The organism is Xanthomonas sp. WHRI 7065 (genome assembly GCF_040203115.2).
Classification (GTDB): Bacteria; Pseudomonadota; Gammaproteobacteria; order Xanthomonadales; family Xanthomonadaceae; genus Xanthomonas; species Xanthomonas arboricola.
This window is the reverse complement of the sequence record NZ_CP168194.1, coordinates 4849692-4869866: the sequence shown is the minus strand read 5'-3', so window position 1 is coordinate 4869866 and position 20175 is coordinate 4849692. Positions and strand designations below refer to the sequence as shown.

17 protein-coding genes and 1 pseudogene are annotated in these 20175 nt (G+C 63.8%); 10 read left to right on the top strand and 8 right to left on the bottom strand.

Features of this window, described 5'->3' with window-relative positions; genetic code table 11:
* The first annotated feature begins 476 nt into the window (after positions 1 to 476).
* The 6 genes from ABQY64_RS20275 to ABQY64_RS20250 all read left to right on the top strand — a co-directional run bounded on the left by ABQY64_RS20275 (position 477) and on the right by ABQY64_RS20250 (position 9425).
* Entirely contained in the window at positions 477 to 1742 is a 1266-nt protein-coding gene (locus ABQY64_RS20275; RefSeq protein WP_349780310.1) for an MFS transporter, read from the top strand.
* A 10-nt stretch (positions 1743 to 1752) separates the two neighbouring features.
* On the top strand, positions 1753 to 2739 hold the full coding sequence (locus tag ABQY64_RS20270; protein ID WP_102584114.1) for an endo-1,4-beta-xylanase: 987 nt from the start codon (positions 1753 to 1755) through the stop codon (positions 2737 to 2739).
* A gap of 43 nt (positions 2740 to 2782) precedes the next feature.
* On the top strand, positions 2783 to 4204 hold the full coding sequence (uxaC, locus tag ABQY64_RS20265) for a glucuronate isomerase (protein WP_349780247.1): 1422 nt from the start codon (positions 2783 to 2785) through the stop codon (positions 4202 to 4204).
* A gap of 163 nt (positions 4205 to 4367) precedes the next feature.
* Positions 4368 to 7067, top strand: coding sequence for a beta-galactosidase GalB (gene galB / locus ABQY64_RS20260; protein WP_349780248.1), 2700 nt, complete (start codon positions 4368 to 4370; stop codon positions 7065 to 7067).
* Positions 7068 to 7183: 116 nt separating this feature from the next.
* Entirely contained in the window at positions 7184 to 8302 is a 1119-nt protein-coding gene (locus ABQY64_RS20255; RefSeq protein ID WP_374151372.1) for an endo-1,4-beta-xylanase, read from the top strand.
* Between the two features lie 76 nt (positions 8303 to 8378).
* A complete protein-coding gene (locus ABQY64_RS20250) occupies positions 8379 to 9425 on the top strand; it encodes an SMP-30/gluconolactonase/LRE family protein (protein ID WP_349780249.1) in 1047 nt (348 codons plus the stop codon).
* A 207-nt stretch (positions 9426 to 9632) separates the two neighbouring features.
* Here ABQY64_RS20250 and ABQY64_RS20245 read toward each other — a convergent pair whose 3' ends face one another.
* Both ABQY64_RS20245 and ABQY64_RS20240 read right to left on the bottom strand, forming a co-directional pair.
* Positions 9633 to 10529, bottom strand: coding sequence for a DUF3800 domain-containing protein (locus tag ABQY64_RS20245; RefSeq protein ID WP_349780250.1), 897 nt, complete (start codon positions 10527 to 10529; stop codon positions 9633 to 9635).
* Positions 10530 to 10646: 117 nt separating this feature from the next.
* Positions 10647 to 11690 (bottom strand): kelch repeat-containing protein, encoded by a 1044-nt coding sequence (locus ABQY64_RS20240; protein ID WP_349780251.1) that lies wholly within the window; start codon positions 11688 to 11690, stop codon positions 10647 to 10649.
* A gap of 977 nt (positions 11691 to 12667) precedes the next feature.
* Here ABQY64_RS20240 and ABQY64_RS20235 point away from each other — a divergent pair.
* Positions 12668 to 12886: pseudogene (locus ABQY64_RS20235) on the top strand (DNA-binding protein); the annotation flags it as partial.
* An 80-nt stretch (positions 12887 to 12966) separates the two neighbouring features.
* Here ABQY64_RS20235 and ABQY64_RS20230 read toward each other — a convergent pair.
* Positions 12967 to 13125 (bottom strand): DUF2256 domain-containing protein, encoded by a 159-nt coding sequence (locus tag ABQY64_RS20230; protein ID WP_046346114.1) that lies wholly within the window; start codon positions 13123 to 13125, stop codon positions 12967 to 12969.
* Between the two features lie 227 nt (positions 13126 to 13352).
* Here ABQY64_RS20230 and ABQY64_RS20225 point away from each other — a divergent pair, with 227 nt between their 5' ends.
* Both ABQY64_RS20225 and ABQY64_RS20220 read left to right on the top strand, forming a co-directional pair.
* The gene (locus tag ABQY64_RS20225) at positions 13353 to 13775 is read left to right on the top strand and encodes a hypothetical protein (protein WP_374151324.1); all 423 of its coding nucleotides are present in this window, start codon (positions 13353 to 13355) and stop codon (positions 13773 to 13775) included.
* A gap of 72 nt (positions 13776 to 13847) precedes the next feature.
* A complete protein-coding gene (locus ABQY64_RS20220; RefSeq protein ID WP_349780252.1) occupies positions 13848 to 14219 on the top strand; it encodes a hypothetical protein in 372 nt (123 codons plus the stop codon).
* A gap of 66 nt (positions 14220 to 14285) precedes the next feature.
* Here ABQY64_RS20220 and ABQY64_RS20215 read toward each other — a convergent pair whose 3' ends face one another.
* From ABQY64_RS20215 to ABQY64_RS20205, 3 genes are all read right to left on the bottom strand, one after another.
* Positions 14286 to 15290, bottom strand: a complete 1005-nt coding sequence (locus ABQY64_RS20215; RefSeq protein ID WP_349780253.1) for a 2-hydroxyacid dehydrogenase — start codon at positions 15288 to 15290, stop codon at positions 14286 to 14288.
* A gap of 232 nt (positions 15291 to 15522) precedes the next feature.
* The gene (locus tag ABQY64_RS20210) at positions 15523 to 15681 is read right to left on the bottom strand and encodes a DUF2256 domain-containing protein (RefSeq protein WP_172454289.1); all 159 of its coding nucleotides are present in this window, start codon (positions 15679 to 15681) and stop codon (positions 15523 to 15525) included.
* 295 nt (positions 15682 to 15976) lie between these two features.
* Positions 15977 to 16306, bottom strand: coding sequence for a type I toxin-antitoxin system SymE family toxin (locus ABQY64_RS20205; protein WP_258080441.1), 330 nt, complete (start codon positions 16304 to 16306; stop codon positions 15977 to 15979).
* A gap of 431 nt (positions 16307 to 16737) precedes the next feature.
* Here ABQY64_RS20205 and ABQY64_RS20200 point away from each other — a divergent pair, with 431 nt between their 5' ends.
* The gene (locus ABQY64_RS20200; RefSeq protein WP_349780313.1) at positions 16738 to 17124 is read left to right on the top strand and encodes a VOC family protein; all 387 of its coding nucleotides are present in this window, start codon (positions 16738 to 16740) and stop codon (positions 17122 to 17124) included.
* 91 nt (positions 17125 to 17215) lie between these two features.
* On the opposite strand, the gene ABQY64_RS20195 is transcribed toward ABQY64_RS20200, so the two are convergent.
* Together ABQY64_RS20195 and ABQY64_RS20190 are read right to left on the bottom strand one after the other, a co-directional pair.
* Positions 17216 to 18319 carry a type I restriction endonuclease gene (locus ABQY64_RS20195; protein WP_349780254.1) on the bottom strand — a complete coding sequence of 368 codons (1104 nt, stop codon included), beginning with the start codon at positions 18317 to 18319 and terminating at the stop codon, positions 17216 to 17218.
* 196 nt (positions 18320 to 18515) lie between these two features.
* On the bottom strand, positions 18516 to 19982 hold the full coding sequence (locus ABQY64_RS20190; RefSeq protein ID WP_349780314.1) for a mannitol dehydrogenase family protein: 1467 nt from the start codon (positions 19980 to 19982) through the stop codon (positions 18516 to 18518).
* Between the last annotated feature and the right edge of the window lie 193 nt (positions 19983 to 20175).

Here is a 20175-nt window from a genome sequence, read left to right as displayed (position 1 = left end):
TGCGCAGGGAGTGCCGCTGCCGAACAGCGGCGCGGCGATGGTGCGATGGGGGAGACGGGCGATCAGCGGTGGCCGATGTTAGCGCTACCAAATTCAGAACATCACGCTGCAGGGCAGCATAGGCGACGGAAGGCATCGCGGCGGCTGCGACAGTGGCGCTGATCGGAATGGTGCCGGCTGCATATGGCGCACTGGCGTGCTGCACTGCGCGATGGATTTTGCCCGGCAGCGTGGTAATGGTAGCGCTATCACCCGTGGCGCAAGGCCACCTTCGTGCAGGTGCAGTGCTCGATGAATCGAACCGAAGAACGCGGCAACAGTGTGCCGAGCTGCCCTCGACATCCAGCAGCGCATTGCAGCCTTCGCTACGCGATTGCGCAGTGCGTACTGCCTGCAGCGCTGTTGCGGAAGTCGAGCACGTGAGCCAACTGCCCCCAACCGCAGCCCCTGCCGGCACGCTGGCGCGCCTCGGCCGCATGCGTTGGCGCGTCTGCGCACTGCTGCTTGCCGCCACCACCATCAACTATGTCGACCGCCAGGTGCTCGGCGTGCTGGCGCCGTTTCTGCAGACGCAGATCGGCTGGAACGAGATCCAGTATGGCTATATCGTCACCGCGTTCCAGGCCGCCTACGCGCTGGGCCTGTTGTGCAGCGGTGCGGTGATCGACCGCTTCGGCACGCGCGTCGGTTACGCGCTGGCGATCGGCATCTGGAGCCTGGCGGCGATGGGGCATGCGCTGGCCACCAGCGTGGTGGGCTTTGCGATTGCGCGCTTCTTCCTGGGGCTGGGCGAGTCCGGCAACTTCCCCGCTGCACTGAAGACGGTGGCCGAGTGGTTCCCGCGTCGCGAGCGCGCACTGGCCACCGGCATCTTCAATTCCGGCTCCAACATCGGTGCGATCGTCGCGCCGTTGCTGGTGCCGCTGATCGCCACCGCCTGGGGCTGGCAGGCGGCATTCCTGTTCACCGGCGTGCTCAGCGCCACCTGGCTGCTGGTGTGGTGGCTCAGCTATCACCCGCCCGAGCAGCAACCCGGCCTGTCGGCGGCAGAGCTGGCGCATATCCGCAGCGATGCGCACGAGCCGGTGCAGCAGCGGCTGTCGTGGTTGCAGGTGCTGCGGCATCGGCAGGCCTGGGCGTTCGTGCTGGGCAAGTTCATCACCGACCCGATCTGGTGGTTCTTCCTGTTCTGGCTGCCCAAGTTCCTGCATGCCGAATACGGATTGAGTCTGTTGCAACTGGGCGCGCCGTTGATCGTGATCTTCGTGCTGGCCGATATCGGCAGCATTGCCGGCGGCTGGGTCGCCGGGCGCTTCATCGCGCGCGGCTGGAGCGTCAACCGCGCACGCAAGAGCGCAATGCTGATCTGCGCAATCTCGGTGGTGCCGATCGTGTTCGCCGCACGCGCCGATAACCTGTGGCTGGCCGTGGGCCTGATCGGCCTGGCCACCGCTGCGCACCAGGGGTGGTCGGCCAATTTGTTCACGCTGCCGTCGGACATGTTTCCACGCCACGCGGTCGCCACCGTGGTCGGCATCGGCGGCTTTGCCGGCGCGGTCGGTGGCATGCTGATCGCCACCTTCATCGGGTTCCTGCTGCAGGCCACCGGCAGTTATGTGCCGGTGTTCCTGATGGCAGGCTCGGCGTATCTGCTGGCGCTGGCGGTGGTGCACATGCTGGTGCCACGCTTGGCGCCGGCGCAGCTGCCGGCAGATACCGCCGCCACCGCCGCATCTTCCTGAGGGGATCATCATGCAATTACGCACAATGGCAATCGGGTTGTTGTTGGCGGCGAACGTCGCAACGCTTGCGCAGGCCGCACCGCTGGCTTCCGGCGCGCCCAAGTTCCTGGGCAGCGCCTACAGTCCGCAACAGTCCCCGGGATTTGCGCAGTACTGGAACAAACTCACACCGGAAAACAGCGGCAAGTGGGGCAGCGTGGAAGCGGTGCGCGACCAGATGGACTGGAGCGGGCTGGATACCGCCTACCGGCTGGCCAAGGCCAACGGCATGCCGTTCCAGATGCATGTGATGGTGTGGGGCAATCAGCAGCCGGAGTGGATCAAGTCGCTGCGGCCGGCCGAGCAGCGCCGTGAGATCGAGCAGTGGTTTGCCGCGGTGGCGCAGCGCTATCCGGAGATCGACCTGCTGGAAGTGGTCAACGAGCCGCTCAACGACCCGCCCAGCAAGGACGACACCGGCGGCGGGAATTATCTGCAGGCGCTCGGTGGCAACGGCGCCAGCGGTTGGGAATGGGTGCTGCAGTCGTTCCGGCTGGCGCGCCAGCACTTTCCACGTGCGCGGCTGATGATCAACGACTACAGCATCACCAACAGCCCCCAGGCCACGCAGAAATATCTGCAGATCGTGCAGCTGCTGCAGCGCGAACAACTGGTCGATGCGATCGGCGTGCAGGAGCATGCCTTCGAAACCACCCCGAATGTGGCGATGTCGGTGCATCGCGACAATCTCGATGCACTGGCCGCGACTGGCTTGCCGATCTACATCACCGAGTTCGACCTGGACGGGCCCACCGATGCGCAGCAATTAGCCGACTACCAACGTGTGTTCCCGGTGTTCTGGGAGCACCCCGGCGTGCGCGGCATCACGCTGTGGGGCTTTCGCCCCGGGCTGTGGCGCGACAAGGAAGCGGCCTATTTGATTCGCGCCGATGGCACCGAACGGCCGGCGCTGACCTGGCTGCGCGATTACATTGCCAGCCACGGTGCGGCGCGGTGATCCCGGTGCCCTGCCTTTTTCCTGCCCGTTCGGCGACCGACTGATGCCTACCTCCATTCCGCTGACCCTGCACGCCGACCGCCTGTTGCCCGCCGACCCCGGCACCCGTGCGATCGCGCGCCGCCTGTACGCGCAGATCGCCGCACTGCCGATCATCAGCCCGCACGGCCATACCGATCCGGCGTGGTTCGCTACCGACGCGCCGTTCGCCAATGCCACCGAGTTGTTGCTGGTGCCGGATCACTACGTGTTCCGCATGCTCTACAGCCAGGGCATCGCACTGGATGCCTTGGGCATTCCGCGTGCGGATGGGTCGCGCGCGGCGGTGGACCCGCGCGCAGCGTGGCGCGTGTTCGCTGAGCACTACACGTTGCTGCGCGGTACGCCGTCAGCGTTGTGGCTCAATCATGTCTTCCATGAGGTGTTCGATCTGCGCATCCGGCTGGATGCCGGCACTGCCGATCATTACTACGATCACATCACCGCTGCGCTGCAGATGCCGGCATTCCGCCCGCGTGCCCTGTTCGAGCGCTTCAACATCGAGGTGATTGCCACCACCGAGTCGCCGCTGGACACGCTGCAGCACCACGCGACCATTCGCGCCAGCGGCTGGAAGGGACGCGTGCTCACCGCGTACCGCCCGGACCCGGTGGTCGACCCCGAACACGAGCAGTTTGCCGGCGCGCTGCAGCAGTTCGGCGCGCTCACCGGCGAGGATGTGCTGAGCTGGCAAGGCTATCTGCGTGCGCACCGGCAGCGCCGCGCGTTCTTTGCCGCGCATGGCGCCACCTCGACCGACCACGGCCACCCCAGCGCGGCCACCGCCGATCTGTCGCCGGCCGAGGCGCGCCGCCTGTTCGACACCGTGGTGCGTGGTGCCGCCACACCGGCGCAGGCCGAGCTGTTCCGCGCGCAGGTGCTGACCGAGATGGCGGCGATGAGCCTGGACGATGGCCTGGTGATGCAGCTGCACCCGGGGTGCTTCCGCAATCACAACCGGCAGCTGTTCCAGACCTTCGGGCGCGACAAGGGCGCCGATATTCCGATGCGCACCGACTACGTGCACGCGCTCAAACCCTTGCTGGACCGGTTCGGCAACGACCCACGCCTGCGCCTGATCGTGTTCACCCTGGACGAAACCAGCTACAGCCGCGAGCTGGCGCCATTGGCCGGGCATTACCCGTCGCTGCTGCTGGGGCCGGCCTGGTGGTTCCATGACGCGCCGGAAGGCATGTGGCGCTTCCGCGAGCAGACCCTGGCCAGCGCCGGCTTCTACAACACCGTGGGTTTCAACGACGATACCCGCGCCTTCCTGTCGATTCCGGCGCGGCATGATGTGGCGCGGCGCGTGGACAGCGCCTTTCTCGCCAAGCTGGTCGCCGAGCACAGGCTGGACGAGGACGAGGCGGTCGAGGTTGCGATCGATCTGGCGTATCGCCTGCCCAAGCAAGCCTACAAGCTGTGAGGCTGAGCGAGGCAGCACGTGGCCATGCCCGCACGCATGCAGGTGGCGCGGATAGGACACGCATGCATGCATGGTCGATGCGAGGCGTGATATGACGCACACGGGCATGCAGGCGAGGGTGATGCGCGCGCTCAGGGATTGCGCATGCCTTGCGCGTGTCGCGATGCTTTGCATCTGCGTGGTAGTGCCCGCGCTGGCAGCACCACCGGCATCGAACCAGTTGCCGCGCGAGCATGTCTCGCTCAACGGGCAATGGCGCTTCCATCGCGGCGATCCTCCAGGCAATCGGCAGATCCTGGACTACGACATCCGCCCGCACGTGCTACGTAGCGAAGACGGCAAGGTGGCCGACGCGCAGCCCGAGCAGGCGCAGCACCTCAATGCCGCCGCAACCCGCGTGCTCAAGCCATGGATCCTGCCCACGGCCAATGCCTTGATTGCAGATCCCGCGAAGCGGCACAAACGCCCGCCCGGCCACCCCGGCAGCAGCGTCGCCTTCGTGCAGCCGCAGTTCGACGACAGCGGTTGGGAGCGCGTGGATCTGCCGCACGACTGGGCCATCGCCGGGCCGTTCCTGGCCGACGGTCCCTATGGCGGCATGGGGCGCCTGCCGAGCTGGGGCGTGGGTTGGTATCGCAAGAGTCTGGACATCCCCGCCAGCGATCGCGGGCGCGCGCTGTTTCTGGATCTCGATGGCGCAATGGCCTATGCCACGGTCTGGCTCAACGGCAAGCTGGTCGGCGGCTGGCCGTATGGCTACAGCTCCTGGCGCGTGGACCTGAGCCCCTATGTGGTGTTTGGTGCGCGCAACCAGCTGGCGATCCGCCTGGACAACCCGCCCGACTCGGCGCGCTGGTATCCGGGCGGCGGGCTGTATCGCAATATGTGGCTGACCAAAGCTGCGCCGCTGCATGTCGCGCATTGGGGCGCGCAGCTGACCACGCCGCAGGTCTCGGCCGACACCGCGCAGGTGCAGCTGGCGATCACGCTGGACAACGCCGCGCGCAGTGCAATGCAGGCACAGGTCAGCACCGCGATCTATGTGCTCGACGATGCACGCGGCACACGCAGCGGCGAGCCGGTCGCGCGCATTGCCGCCGTGCAGGTTGCGGTTGCCGCCGGTGGCAGCGCCCGTGTGCAGGGCAGCACGCAGATCGACCGCCCGCGTCTGTGGGGCCCGCCGCCGACCCAGCGCCCGCACCGCTATGTCGCAGTGACCGAGGTCAGTCAGGACGGGCACGTGGTGGATCGCTACGAAACACCGTTCGGTGTCCGCAGTATCGTGTTCGATGCCGACAAGGGCTTGCTGGTCAATGGCGAACATGTGCCGATTCGCGGCGTGAACAATCATCACGACCTCGGCGCGCTGGGTGCGGCGTTCAACGTGCGCGCCGCCGAGCGGCAACTGCAGTTGCTGCAGCAGATGGGCGCCAATGCCATCCGCATGAGCCACAATCCGCCCGCACCGGAGCTGCTGGAGCTAACCGACCGCATGGGCCTGCTGGTGGTGGACGAGGTGTTCGACAGTTGGGAGATGAAGAAGACTCCACTGGATTTCCACCTGGTGTTCCCGCAGTGGCACGAGCCGGACCTGCGCGCGATGCTGCGGCGCGACCGCAATCATCCCTCGGTGATCTTGTGGAGCGTCGGTAACGAGGTCGGTGAGCAATACACCGGCGAGCCGGGTGCGGCGATCGCACGCACACTGCACGCCATCGTGCATGAGGAAGACCCCACGCGCCCCGCCACGGTGGCGATGAACTACGCCTCGCCCGAGATGCCGCTGCCCGCTGCGCTGGATGTCATCAGCCTCAACTACCAGGGCGAAGGCATCCGCGACGCGCCGGAATTCGCAGGCACCGAGCGCATCCGCAAACAACCGCAATATCCCGCGTTCCATGGCAAGTTCCCGCACAAGCCCATTCTCAGCAGCGAGACCGCCTCGGCGTTGAGCAGCCGCGGTGTGTATCTGTTTCCGGTGACGCCGGACACCAGCGCGCCGGTGCGCGATGGGCGCGGCGGCGATTCGGTCGCGCACCAGGTCAGTGCCTACGAACTGCATGCGGTGGACTTCGGCTCCAGCGCCGACAAGGTGTTCGCGGCACAGGACCGGCATCGGTATGTCGCCGGCGAATTCGTCTGGACCGGCTTCGATTATCTGGGCGAGCCCACGCCGTACTACAGCTCGCGCAGTTCGTACTCCGGCATCTTCGATCTGGCCGGTTTTCCCAAGGACCGCTACTGGCTGTATCAATCGCGCTGGCGCCCCGATCTGCCAATGGCGCATCTGTTGCCGCACTGGACCTGGCCCGGCCGCGAGGGCCGGGTGACGCCGGTGCATGTGTTCACCTCCGGCGACGAGGCCGAGCTGTTCGTCAATGGCGTCTCGCAGGGGCGCAAGCGCAAGGGCCCGCTGCAGTACCGGCTGCGCTGGGACGCGGTGGTCTACCAACCCGGCGAGCTGCGCGTGCAGGCGTACAAGGAAGGCAAACCCTGGGCCGACGACCGCGTACAAACCGCTGGCAGCGCCGCGCGCATGCAGGTGACGCCCGACCGCAGCAGCATCCGTGGCGACGGGCAGGATCTGAGTTTCGTCACCGTGCGTTTGCTAGATCGCGCTGGCCGCCCCGCGCCGACCGCCGGCGATCGCCTGCGTTTCCGCATCGAAGGCCCGGGCGAGCTGGTCGCCACCGACAACGGCGATCCCACCAACCTGGAATCCTTCGCCGCGCCGCAGCGCAATGCGTTCAACGGGCTGTGCCTGGCGATCGTGCGTGCCAAGCCTGGCGAGCGTGGCACCATCACGCTGCATGTGGACTCCGACAGTTTGCAGGCCGCCAGTGCGCAGGTGGTGGTGGAGTGATGGAGTTCCCGATGACGCACTACCTGCGGTACCTGCACAGGAATCAGGCGATGCAGCAGACCCACGAGCGCCCAGCAGCATGCTTGCGTTTTGTTCTGGCCCTGATCGGCGCTGTGATGGCAGTGCCGGCCTTGGCTGACTGCGACAGCCGCAGTACCTCGCTCAAGCACGCCTACGCCGACGGCTTTCTGATCGGCACCGCCGTCAATGCCGAGATCGTGTCAGGCCACGACGCCGCATCCGCGGCCTTGGTCGCCTGCCACTTCAATGCGCTCACGCCCGAGAACGTGATGAAGGCCGAAGTGGTCTCGCCGCGTCGCGGCATCAACGATTTTTCCGCCGCCGATGCCTTCGTCGATGACGCGCGTGCGCAGCATATGTTCGTGGTCGGTCACACGCTGGTGTGGCACAACCAGACGCCGGACTGGTTCTTCACCACCGCTGATGGCCGGCCCAATACGCCGGCACAGCAACTGGAGCGCATGCGCGCGCACATCGAGCGCGTGGCGGGGCGCTACGTCGGCAAGGTGCAGGCCTGGGACGTGGTCAATGAGATCATCGACGAAGACGGCAGTTACCGCTCCACCAACTGGGTGCAGCGCGTCGGCGATGGCGACACCGTGGTGCGCAACGCCTTCACCTTTGCCCACCGGTATGCACCGGATGCGGAGCTCTACTACAACGATTTCAACGCATGGCGGCCGAGCAAGCGCGATGGCATCGTGCGCATGGTCAGGATGCTGCAGCAATCGGGCATCCGCATCGATGGTGTCGGCATGCAGGGGCACTGGGGGCTCAACTATCCCAGCCTGCGCGATATCGAAGACGCCATCGATGCCTACGCCGCGCTCGGCATCAAGGTCATGATCACCGAGCTGGACATCGACGTGTTGCCGCTCACCAGGGAAGGTCAGGTCATCGGGACCGGGCTTGCACACAAGCAGTTCCAGCTGCCGGAATTCAAGCGCTTTCTCGACCCGTATCGCGAGGGCTTGCCACCGCAGGTGCAGGCGCAACTGCGCGATCGCTACGCCGAGTTGTTCGCGCTGTTCTGGCGCAAGCGCGACAAGCTCGCACGCGTCAGCGTGTGGGGCGTCAGCGATGGCATGTCCTGGAAGAACGATTACCCCGTGCCGGGCCGTACCAATTATCCGCTGTTGTTCGATCGCAATCACCGGCCCAAACCGGCGCTGGATGCGGTGCTGGCGGTACCCGCGCACGCTGGCGGGCGCTAGCACGGCCGCCGGCATGCGCAGCAGACCTGCACACACATGGTGGCATCATGGCCCGACTTCGTTACTGGACTGACCGATGCGCTTGCCGCCCTATCTGCTGTTGGCCATTCCGTTGCTGGCAATCCTCGCCGCCTGCACCAGGAAGGAGGTGCCGCCACCGCGCTTTGCCGCGATCGGGCATCTGCAGAGCTTCGATCGCAGCTTCAGCGAGGTGGTCGCTGGCGATGCGCGCATCGAGAAGCTCAGCGAAGGCTTTACGTGGTCAGAAGGCCCTGCCTGGGTCCGCAACGGTGGCTATCTGCTGTTCACCGATGTGCCGGAAAACAAGCTCTATCGCTGGTCCGAGGACGCAGGCCTGTCGGTCCTGCTATCGCCGTCCGGTTACAGCGGCCCGGAGCAGGCCACGCTGCGCGAAGCCGGCGCCAATGGGCTGTATGCCGAACCGGGCGGCACTGTGTTGCTGGCTGATTCCGGCACACGCATCGTCGCCAGGCTCGACCCGGCCACGCGCAAGAAGACGCCGCTGGCGACGCAGTTCGAAGGCCACCGTTTCAACAGCCCCAACGATCTGGTCCGCCGCAGCGATGGCGTGGTGTTCTTCACCGACCCACCGTACGGCCTGAAGGGCATGAACGATTCGCCGGTCAAGCAGCTGCGCTACAACGGCGTCTACCGGCTGGACACCGACGGCAGCGTGCACCTGCTGGACGACAGTCTCAGCCTTCCCAACGGCATCGCACTGTCGCCGGATGCGCGCACCCTGTACGTGGCCAATTCCGATCCTGAGCGCCCGATCTGGATGGCCTACACGCTCGACGCCGCCGGTGCGGTGACCGGCAAGCGCGTGTTCGCCGACGCCTCCGATCTGGTCGCCAAGGACTCGCCCGGCCTGCCCGACGGCATGGCGGTCTCCGCCGACGGCCACCTGTTCGCCACCGGCCCCGGCGGCGTCATCGTGTTCGCCCCCGACGGCCGCAGGCTGGGCCGCATCGAAACCGGCGAACCCGTCTCCAACTGCGCCTTCGGCAACGACGGCCATACGCTGTACATGACCTCGCACGCGATGCTGGCGCGGGTGCGGGTCAAAGCGCTTGGCTTGGAATTTGCCCAATCGCCGCTTTAGTAGGAGCGGCCCTGGCCGCGATGGAGCTTTACCCATCGCCCTGTATTGCACGGCGTTCTTTTTTCAGCAGTTACAACAGCTGATGGATGCGATGTGCTGACTGACCCGGTTTTGTAGCAGGCAACCTTGAATTCTTCGGTCCAGAACTCTAGACTCGCACCCTAAGTGGACTGGGGGTTCCCGGTCGGCGTCATAGCCTCGGTGAGATCACCGGGGCTTTTCGCTTCCTGGCGGCGGGAAAATTTTCAGACCCCAGCCTTCATAGTCGACACCCAATTGACGCCGGCCTTGCTTGCAGAAGAATTTTCGCTGCAGCACGTCGAATGCGCGATTGGGATGATCCGGGCGAAGTACCGATAGCCCGATGGGCCGCGCAACGAGGTCAGCCAGTTGCAAGCCAGATGAGTTGGCCTTTTTGTCCGCAAAGACGATGGTGAAGGGAAGTTGCCGGCCCCAGCGGTTTGCGTCGTCGCAGATCCGCCGGAATTCCAGCTCCAGATCGCGGTCTTCCTTCTTGCCACGGCATTCAACCACCACGTGCGTTGCAACGTCGTCCTGCTTCTTTTCCTGCATCAGTTCGAAAAGTGTTTCCAGGCAGAATGCGAGCGCCAGGTGGTAGGGATTGTCTGCGGTCTGGGCCTTTTCCTTCAGCCGTGTCTTGTCGATGACACAGCTGATCAGGATGAAGATATGCGACTCGATGATGCCCGTCAGCTCGTCCAGAAAAATCGTCTTTTCCAACCGATCATTGAAGCGGAAATGTCCCTTTTCCTTGCGGATGTCATGCTCGTGGAGAATCACCACGTCATGCCCGAAATGCCTGAACTTGAATGACTCAATGGCGGGAACCACGTGTTGCGCGTAGTGGCCTTTGTGGAAGACACACAAGGCCAGCACAAACACCGGATAGTTGGGATCTACCGACTCCAGGCCGTGGTCGCCGCTTTCATCGACATAGACGATGTAATTGCTGTAACGCGGGTCGGCAGCCGCCAGCAGTGGCGATGTTGCCGGCTCGCCTTCCGCCTGTACCAGTGGCAGCGAAAATTGCCCGGCAACGCCAGGCATTGTTGATGGCGTGTTATCTGATCCACGTTTCGGCATGACCGCTCCCTGGCACTGCACATTGAACAACGATGCAGCAGATTAGATCCTCATCTGCAGAGGCACAATCTTCAACCAGGTCTTTCGCAGCATGCCGTACGCGGGAGTCGGCATGGCCTATTGCGCGCTGCTTTCATGCAGTACCAGCACATCATCCAGCTCCGGCCCGCCGCCGCGGTTGCCGCTACCCGCCACGATGTACAGAGCGTCGCCGACCGCTGCGGCCTGGGTGCCGTGGCGCCCTTGCGGCAATGCGGCCAGCGTCGTCCAGGTGGAGGTGGCCGGGTCGTAGGCTTCGACCTCGTCGTGCGCCTTGACCTGGCGCGTGCTCTCGCCGCCCATGACCAGCAGCTGGCCATTGCGTGCAATGGCGGCGGCACCGGCGCGCGGCGTCGGCAGCGCGGCCGGGGCAACGCTCCAGGTGCCGCGCTGGATGTCATAGACATCGACTTCGGAAATCGTCTGCGCCAAGGTGTTGCCGCTCTCGTGCGATGACCTGCGGCCACCGGCCGCATACAGCTTGCCGTCGAGCACCACTGCATGGAAATGATCGCGCGCACGCGGTGCGTCGGCCAGCTGCGTCCATTGCTGCGTCCTGGTGTCGAACGCATCCAGCCACGGCACATACCCGCTCATGTGGCCGCGCGTATTGCCGCCGACCAGGTACAGCACGCCGTCGTGCGCCACCGCGCCTGCCGCGCCGCGGCGACGGCCTTTGGGAATCTCCGCGCCGACCTGCCAGCGATCGGTGGCAGGGTCGTAGATCAACAGGTGGGTCAGCGCGGCTTCTTCCGGGTAGTCGCCGGTCAGGCCGCCGACGACGTAGATCTTCCCCGACGACACCACTGCCTGCGCATGGCTGACCGCCAGCGGCGGCGTGCTGCCCTTGGACCAGCGGCGTGTTGTGGTATCGAAGATGTCCAGCGGGCGGTCGTCGCGCCCTCCGATCAGATAGAGCCTATCGCCGACCGACACCAGACTGTTCTCATGGCGCGCATGCGGTTTGTCGTGCGGGGTCAGCGTCTGCCAGGAGGCTGCCTGCTTCGATTGTGCCGAGGTGGCCACCGGCACCGCCTTGTCGGTGGCCTGACCAAGCGCGGGGAAAGTGCCGACCGCGGCAGCAAACAGGCTTGCGCGGAACCAGCTCGTCAACAGGCGCATGCAGCACTCTTCCGATGGCGTGGGCAGGCCAGTGTAGCGACACGCGCGCGATGATCCACTCGCACAAGCAAGCCGATCCAGGGCCAGGTCGCGCGTGCTTGCGCATTGCCGTGATGTCCCCCGGCAGGCTGCCTAGGCAGTCCTGGTTACCGGTTCTTCACATGCAGCAGCACCGCGCATGCGAACACTACGGCAACGCGATACGACAGGAGAAAGGTGTGGCACGCAAACCGGCAAAGCAGGCGTCTTCGACAACACCACCCAAGACAGTTGCCGACGCGGCGGCACGCGGACTGCGGCTGCGCGAGCAGCATGGGCGTGGTGGCACCGCAATCGGCGTTGCGCGTGCGCGCGATCTTTCGGCACGAAAATCGCTTTCCACGCAGACCATCCGGCGCATGCATGCGTACTTCGCGCGCCACAGCGTGGACAAGACTGGCAAGGGCTGGGCCGACCGTAGCGCGCCATCGGCCGGCTACATTGCCTGGCTGCTCTGGGGCGGCGATGCCGGCCAGCGTTGGGCGGCGCGGCTGTACCAGCGTCTGGAAGAGGCGGCGAGCGCGAAGACCCCGGCAGGAAAACGAGCAAGCGTGACCACGACGGCCGCCGCCCATGCCGGTGCCGCGGACAAGCGCACCCCGAAGAAGGCCGCGAGAAAGAAGGCGGTCGCAAAGAAGGCAACCGGAACGTCGCCAGCGAGTAAACCGTCGGCAACACAGGCCGCGACCAAGAAAACGAGCGCCGGTAACGCAGCGACGCGCAAGTCGGCGCCCTCGGCCGGTGCCCGCAAGGCGACCGGCAAGAAGGCAGTCAAGAAGGCAGTCAAGAAGGCAGTCAAGAAGGCAGTCAAGAAGACTGCGTCCAGGAAATCTCCTGCAAAGAAAGCAGCATCGACGAAGAAAGCGGTAAACAAAACGGTCGCGCGCCGAACTGCAGCCGGGAAGAGCGCTTCCACGCGCGGTGCAGCGAAGAAAGGCACAAGCAAGACGTCTGCGCCATGGAAAAGGCCCAACCCCAAGAGTCGCTCGCGCTCAGGTGCGCTTTCCCCGGCGCAGAAGGCACAGGCCAGACAACGCGCCAAGGCAGCAGGCCGCCCCTATCCCAATCTGGTGGACAACATGGCAGTGGCAGGTAACGGCAGCTCCGCCAAGCGGGCGAGTGGATCGGGTGCTGCGAAAAAAGCTGGTAAACGTTAGCCGCAACCGGCTGTCAGAATGGCCGAACCCGCTCGGCTCAGGCGCTACGGCACGGGAGAGATGGGTTTCGCGTGAGCAGACTATTGTTCCGGGCGCTGCCGCTTGCTGTTTCGGCGGCATTGGTCCGAACAATACTTCACCTCGTCCCACACCTTTTCCCACTTCTTGCGCCAGCAGAAGGGTCGCCTGCATTGAACGCAGAGCTTTTCCGGCAAGTTCTGCTTCTTGTGGGCGGCCATGGCAAGGCGGACGTCGGACGCTGTGCGGCAGGGGTTCAAGCATGCCATAGCGATGCATTGGGCCGAAGCCTCCGCCGCTTCACGAGATGCGTCGACGGGCTTTGCAGCGTGGTCGTGAAAGCGGCACGCGCAGTGTCTATAGTGATGCATGTTGGCTTGTGCCGAGATGGAACGAGCCTCCCCAACGCGGGGACATGCACTCGCTTCATCATCAGACAAGGACGCCCATGAAGCTGTTTCCACTTCTGCTATCTGCCCTGCTGTACGGCATTTCGCTGTGCCTTCCTGCACTGCATGGCGGTAATGATCAACTAGGTGGATTAGTCATCTTGCTGCTTGGCTGGATGCAGGTGCTTGATGGCCAGTGCCTGGCCTGGATGAGTAACCCGCTGTTCCTGCTGGCATGGCTGTGTTATTTCCTCAAGGCGGACAAGATGGCGGTGGCCCTGTTGATAGCGGCTTGCCTGATCGGGTTGGATACCTTTCGCGCAACCCGGTTCGACAAGAACGAGGCTGGCCAGCAAGTCATGATCGATCACGTGGGCGCCGCATTCTATGTGTGGGAGTTGAGCTTTGTGGTCCTGCTCGTGCTGGTGCTGACGCGCATCTTCAATACATCCGGCGGCAGCCAGGGCGTCCGGGTATCGTGACCGACAGGCAAGCCAAGGTGTCTGAATGGCGCAGATCTGCGTGACATCCAGAGAGCGCTCAGGACCATCGACATGTGGCTGATCAACTTGAACCGCAGGTCGGTCATTGCCATCACCACGCTGGCGATTGCCTGCATCGCATCCAATCCGGAGGTTGCAGCGGCCATACCACTGCTGGAGATGGTGGGTATCGACGTGTTTGCATACTTGTTGGCAAGCCGGCTGGGCCCGGTTCTGCTGCAGGGCGTGGCGCTGGTGATCCGGGATGCATACACGCGCCGGGGCCACAGGTTGGTGCGGCCACTGGGCTATGCAGTCAACTGCTGCCTGGGTGGATACTTGCGGCAGGTGAGCTGGTACACCGGTCAGCTGGGGCTGGCCGTCGTGGTTGGTTGCACGCGGATCTGTGCGCTGCGTCGCCAGGCAACTGCCGTACCGGCTTGAACCCGAGTACCACGACAGAGGAGTCGATGCGTCGAACCTGCGCGGGTGGTGAGCGAGAAGGTGCCGCTAAGGTGCCGGAACACGATTCGCGCATGGGGAACCGGCAGCGAAATCGGCGAGGTTGCGCAGGGTGATGTCGGAGATCTCCTGCAGTGCCTCGGCAGTGAAGAATCCCTGGTGCCCGGTCACCAGCACATTGGGGAAGGTCATCAGGCGCTGAAACGCTTCGTCGTCGATGATCTCGCCCGAGCGGTCCTGAAAGAACAACGCGCTTTCCTGTTCGTAGACATCGATGGCCAGATGGCCGAGCTGGCGGGACTTGAGCGCGCGGATCACCGCATCGGTATCCACCAAGCCACCGCGCGAGGTGTTGACCAGCATCGCACCCGGCTTCATCGACGCCAGCGCCGCGTCATCGATCAGGTGCTGCGTCGCCGTTGTCAGCGGGCAGTGCAGCGAGACGACGTCCGAGCGGGTGAGCAGCGTCTCCAGCTCCACGCGCTGCCCGAGCGCATCGAACCCAGGCGTGGAATAAGGGTCGAAACCCAGCACGTCGCAGCCCATCCCTTGAAAGATACGCGCAGTCGCCAGCCCGATCTTGCCCAGCCCGATCAGGCCCACCGTCTTGCCGTGCAAGGTGCGGCCGAGCAGGCCGTTGAGCATGAAGTTGCCCTCGCGCACGCGGTTATAGGCGCGGTGCGTCTGGCGGTTGAGCGTCATGACCAGCGCCAGGGTGTGCTCGGCCACTGCTTCGGGCGAGTAGGCCGGCACGCGTGCCACGAACAGCCCAAGTGCGGTGGCTGCAGCGAGATCCACATTGTTGAAACCGGCACAGCGCAGCAGCACCGCGCGCACACCGGCCGCGTGCAGTGCCTGCAGCACGGGCGCATCGAGCTGGTCGTTAACGAACACGCAGACCACCTCGCAGCCCTGCGCCAACGCTGCCGTCTGCAGATCGAGCGATGCCTCGAAATAAACGAACTCGGCTGCACATTGCGTGCCTGGGCGTAGTTTCGCTTCATCGAGAAAGCGCTTGTCGTAAGGGCGCGTGCTGAAGACAGCCATTTTCATGCAGAGAACTCCATCGATACGGAAGGACAGTGACCCATCAGATGCCATGTGTCTGCCACTGACATTCGCCAATCAGTGCGGATGTGGCTAGCTCAAGCGGCGGCATGGACGTCAGCCTGACGGATAGAGTCTAAGCATGTCGCGCACCAACACTACGCGTATGCGTCAGTGTGCGCTGGTTTGGCGATGGGGTTGCGCGTGTTGTCGATCGGCGATCAACACACCGCGTAGGTCACGGAGTTGGACGCGTCCGCTTGCTCTCGCCACGGCAACGGTCGGAGCAGTACTTCACTTCGTCCCACACGCGCTCCCACTTCTTGCGCCAACGAAACGGCCGCCCGCATTGCATGCAGGGCTTTTCCGGCAACTCGTGTTTCTTGCGCATGGCCATGTGGCGCTTGAACCTGTCCGAACGTGGGCGGGGCGTAGGTGAGGCCAAGCATGGCATGTCGAGCGATGCGGTGCAGATGCCATTGCAGGCGAGAAGCTCTCTGCCGCTGACAGCCAATGCGCTACGCAGCCTTGCTTTGCTGCTCCGCACCGCAACAGGCACCTCTGCTCTCAGGCGCAAACAGGAACAGCCGGCCTCCCTTCCGCAATCCAGACAAGAGCAGAATGCGTCCCTTCTCCCGTGCACGAGAGAAGGAACCGCAAAGCGCCGGGCAAGGGCGCTCGCCCCAGGCGTGTCACCTGCGGCGCGATCTCACCGCTGGTACCGCAGGCGCCACGCGGCTGATCAACAGCACGCCGCGTCCCGCCGTTACCCGCAACGCATCACCCACTGCGAAACCGCAGTGTTCCAGCCAGCGCCCGGACAGCCGCAGCTTGGGCACCGCACAACCGATGACATCCTCGGCACGCCGCACGTCGTAGTGCTGGTAGCTCATGGTGACCCGCTCTGGAATGCGGAAGCCGGGCTTGCGCAAGGGCGGGGTAGGCGCCAGCGCTGGATCCACCGCTGGCTCAGCACCGGTCATGCCGGCAGCCGGGCGGTGCTTGGATCTGGCGCGTGTCACAACAGATCGCCTGGAAGGCGATGCAGCGCGTGCACTGGCGGTTGCTTTGGGACGGGTCATATCGAACTCCTTGTGCGATAGGAAGTCCGCCGCATCGCTGTCAATCGAGGTGGCGGACGGTATGCGGTTGACAGACCGGCCACAAGGTACCGGCAGACCTTTCGGTCTCCGCACACCGCCCGCCATAGAGCGGGCACGCCCCCACGCATGACATCGGGCAAAGAAAAAGCGCCGACATCGTGCAATGGGCGCTGGTGCGCCTTGTGGTTTCGGACTGTCAAATCCGGCTGCGGAATGTGCCGCAGCACAGGGATCTTGCTACTCGCCAACACAGCGAGTCAAGACAGCACGGCACGGCTCCTAACCGATCTTTCGTATCTGGCGTATCGTTGTGCTCGAAGACGGCTTCGTTATCCCACTACGAGAAAGCGATGACTTCCACTGCCGAAACGCCAGACCGTGCGATCCCACTGCTCCCCGGTCGCTCGATCGAACACACGGTCGCCTTCTATCGGCGGCTGGGCTTTGTCGGCGACGCGCATCCGCACGATGTGGGCTACGCGATCCTGACGCGTGGCGAGGTGGAGCTGCATTTCTTCGCGCACCCTGACCTGGATCCTGCTGCCTGCTATGCGGGCTGCTATATCCGGGTTGGCGATGTCGATGCGGTCTACGCCGCCATGCGTACCGCGCAGCTTCCGGCGCACGGCATCCCCAGGCTTGATGCTGTCAGCGACAAGCCGTGGGGGATGCGGGAATTTGCGCTTGTCGATGAGAACGGCAATCTGATCAGGATTGGGCAGGTGATTGAAAGCTGAGCCTTCCGTCCAACGGGAACCTGATTATCTCGGGTAAGAAGGACTGGAGCCGGTTGATTGGATGCATCAACCAGGCTCCACTAACCTATGATCAAGCTTCCTGAGGCAGGTAGGATGTGACGGTGGCCTTGATCCTGTCCGCAAAGTTGTAGATGTCGTCGATCGAGCCGAGGTCGAGTTGCTCTTCTTCTTTATCCTGATTGAAGATGCCAAGTCGAAGTCTTTGAAGATTGTTGAAGCGAAGCCTGCAGATCGGTTTTCTGTTGTTGTCGTCGAGCAGCACGGCGCAGTAGCTCTGGGCATCCCGCATGAAGACGCGCTTGCCAGGAATCACCTCGCGCACGATGGCCCGAACAATATGGAACCCTTCAATTTCCTCCGCAGTGGTGACAATCAGAGGGTCGGCTAGCAATGGCTGCGTCGTCGCGGCAGGTTGCTCCGTCATGACAGGCGCAGGGTGATCGCTGATTGAGATTGCTTCAGGTGCCATGGCGCCTTTAAGCCGTTCATTGATCCGCTCGCTAACCAGCTGATCGAATGCGCGCCGCGTGATCGATGTGAACTGATCGCGGATCGCCGGTGTAAAGCGCCGAGTTCCGACAAGGTCGGCTGAAACCAGTTTGACGAACTCTTCGGTCGGTTGGTGCATCCACTCCGTCAGTTTAGTTTGGATGGCGCGCGTGTACTTCAACTCGTTGGCAGTCGTCAGGATCGTATCCAGATCGAACGCAGCCTTAGCGAATTTCTTTAATTCCTCGACGTCGCGGTCCTTGAAGTCCAGGATGTTGAATTCGAAGAACGGCTTCTCATCCATCTTGTTCGGTTGCTCAAGATCGGTGAAGAACCGGTAGACCAAGCCGTTTGTAAGAACCCCAAAGCGCGCAGCAGTAACGTGGAAGTAGCGAAAGAGTTGACCGGCATGGTTGATGTTAAGTTCAGCGCCTGCCTTCTTGCACTCGAAAAGGATGATCGGTTTGCCGTCGCGAAGTATTGCGTAGTCGACCTTCTCGCCTTTCTTGGTTCCTACATCTGCCACAATTTCTGGTGTGACTTCGAGCGGGTCGAAGAGGTTGTATCCAAGGATCTGGATCAACGGCATCACCATCGCATTCTTGGTGGCTTCTTCTGTTTGAATCAATGCGCGCGTCGTACTGATGCGCGTTGCAAGCACGCGCAGTTGATCAATGAAATCCATCCCCGTTGCTCCTTTCCCCGATTTGGCAATTTCTACCACAGCAAAGGCGACTGGTGATGCAGTTACACCGAATTTTGTCTGGCTTATGGATCAGCTCGCTTTATCGAACTGAAGCAGCAACGCCATGTGTATAACCATTTTGGGAATAAGAAAAATTCTATTGCCTGAGCCTGATTGACTGCTGAAATGAAGAAATTCAGCCCTGTGTCAATAGGGCGTTTTGCACATTTGCCGGACCTCCGGGATGCAGCGCTGCATATGAACGCTCTAAGGCCTCCACAAAACGCGCATCGCCAGAGAGCGCAGCGAACACTGCATCCACGGTGAGGAACGCCGCGATGTCATGGCTGGCATCGTCGGTGGTCGAATGGGCGATGTCGCTGAGGACCTCGCTCAGTGGATCGACTAGGGTAATGCCGTTGGCCGCCTGCCTGCGCACGAACTGCAGCCAGGCCGCTACCGGAATGCAGAGCCGGTCGACCCGGCGCCCGGCGTCCAATGCATCGCTGATGACGCCGAGCAGACGCACCGGAATCTTCTGCGAGCCGTCCCAGGCGATCTGGGCGAGCAGGTGGCGGATGGCGGGGTTGCGGAAGCGGGCGAGGACGGCGTCGATGTACTGCTGTGGGTCGAAGCCCGGCATGCGTTGCAGGGTGGGGGCGATGTCCTCGCGCATCAGGGTTTCGACAAACGCGGCCAGTTGCGTGTGGCGCATGGCGTCGGCGACGGTTTCCAGATCGAGCAGGCTGCCGAGATAGGCGAGTGCGGAGTGCGGGCCGTTGAGCAGGCGCAGTTTGGCGCGTGCATAGCCGGCGATATCGTCGCTGAGAATCACCCCTGCGCTTTCAAACGCGGGGCGGCCGTTGCAGAAGCGGTCTTCGATCACCCACTGGCTGTAGCGCTCGCGCTGGATCGGCCAGGCGTCGTGCAGACCGGTTTGCGCTTGTACGTTGGCGCGCAGTGCGTCGTCGGTGGCGGGGGTGATGCTGTCGACCATTGAGCGCGGGAAGGTGACGTGTCGGTCGATCCATGCCGCAAGCGCGGGATCGGTTTGCTGTGCGAGCAGCAAGACTGCGCGGCGTAGCAGGCTGCCGTTGTCGGGCAGGTTGTCGCAGCTGAGCACGGTGAACGGTGCGCTGCCCTGCTGCCTGCGTTGTCGCAGGCCGGCGACCAGATAGCCGATGGCGCTGCGCGGTGTGCCGGGGTTGGCGATGTCGTGCGCGATGTCGGGATGGGCGAGGTCGAGCGTGTCGCCGGCCAGGCAATAGCCTTTTTCGGTGACGGTGAGGGTGACCAGGCGCACGGCGGGATCGGCTAGGCGCGCGAGCACGACGCTTTGTTCGTCGGCGGCGCACAGCACCTCGCGGATGGCGCCGATGATGCGTAGCTGCGGGTGTTCGTCGAGCAGCGCGAGGGTGTACAGGCCGTCTTGCGGACGCAGGGCGTCGCGCACGCTCGGGTTGTGCAGGGAGACGGCGCAGATGGCCCAGGTGGGGTCATGTGCGAGCAGGTCGTCGATGTAGACGGCCTGGTGGGCGCGGTGGAAGGCGCCTGCGCCTAGATGGACGATGCCGATGGTGGTCTGTTTGGGGTCGTAGCTGGGAGTGAGGACGGTGGCTGGTAGGTGCGCGAGTGTTGCGATGGAGAGCGTTGGAATTGGCATGGGTTTTTGTTTGGAATCGTGGGGGTGCTGCAAGTTCGCCTGTGGCCGTACCCTCATCCCAACCCCCGCTCCGCGCCCCGGCCCACGTCTTGCGACGTGGGCGCTCCAAGGCACGCGCGCCAGTGGCGCGCAAGCGGTGCCTCTTCGCCCGGCGGGAGAGGGGCCTGGGGCAATCGCGGCTGAGTGGGTTCTT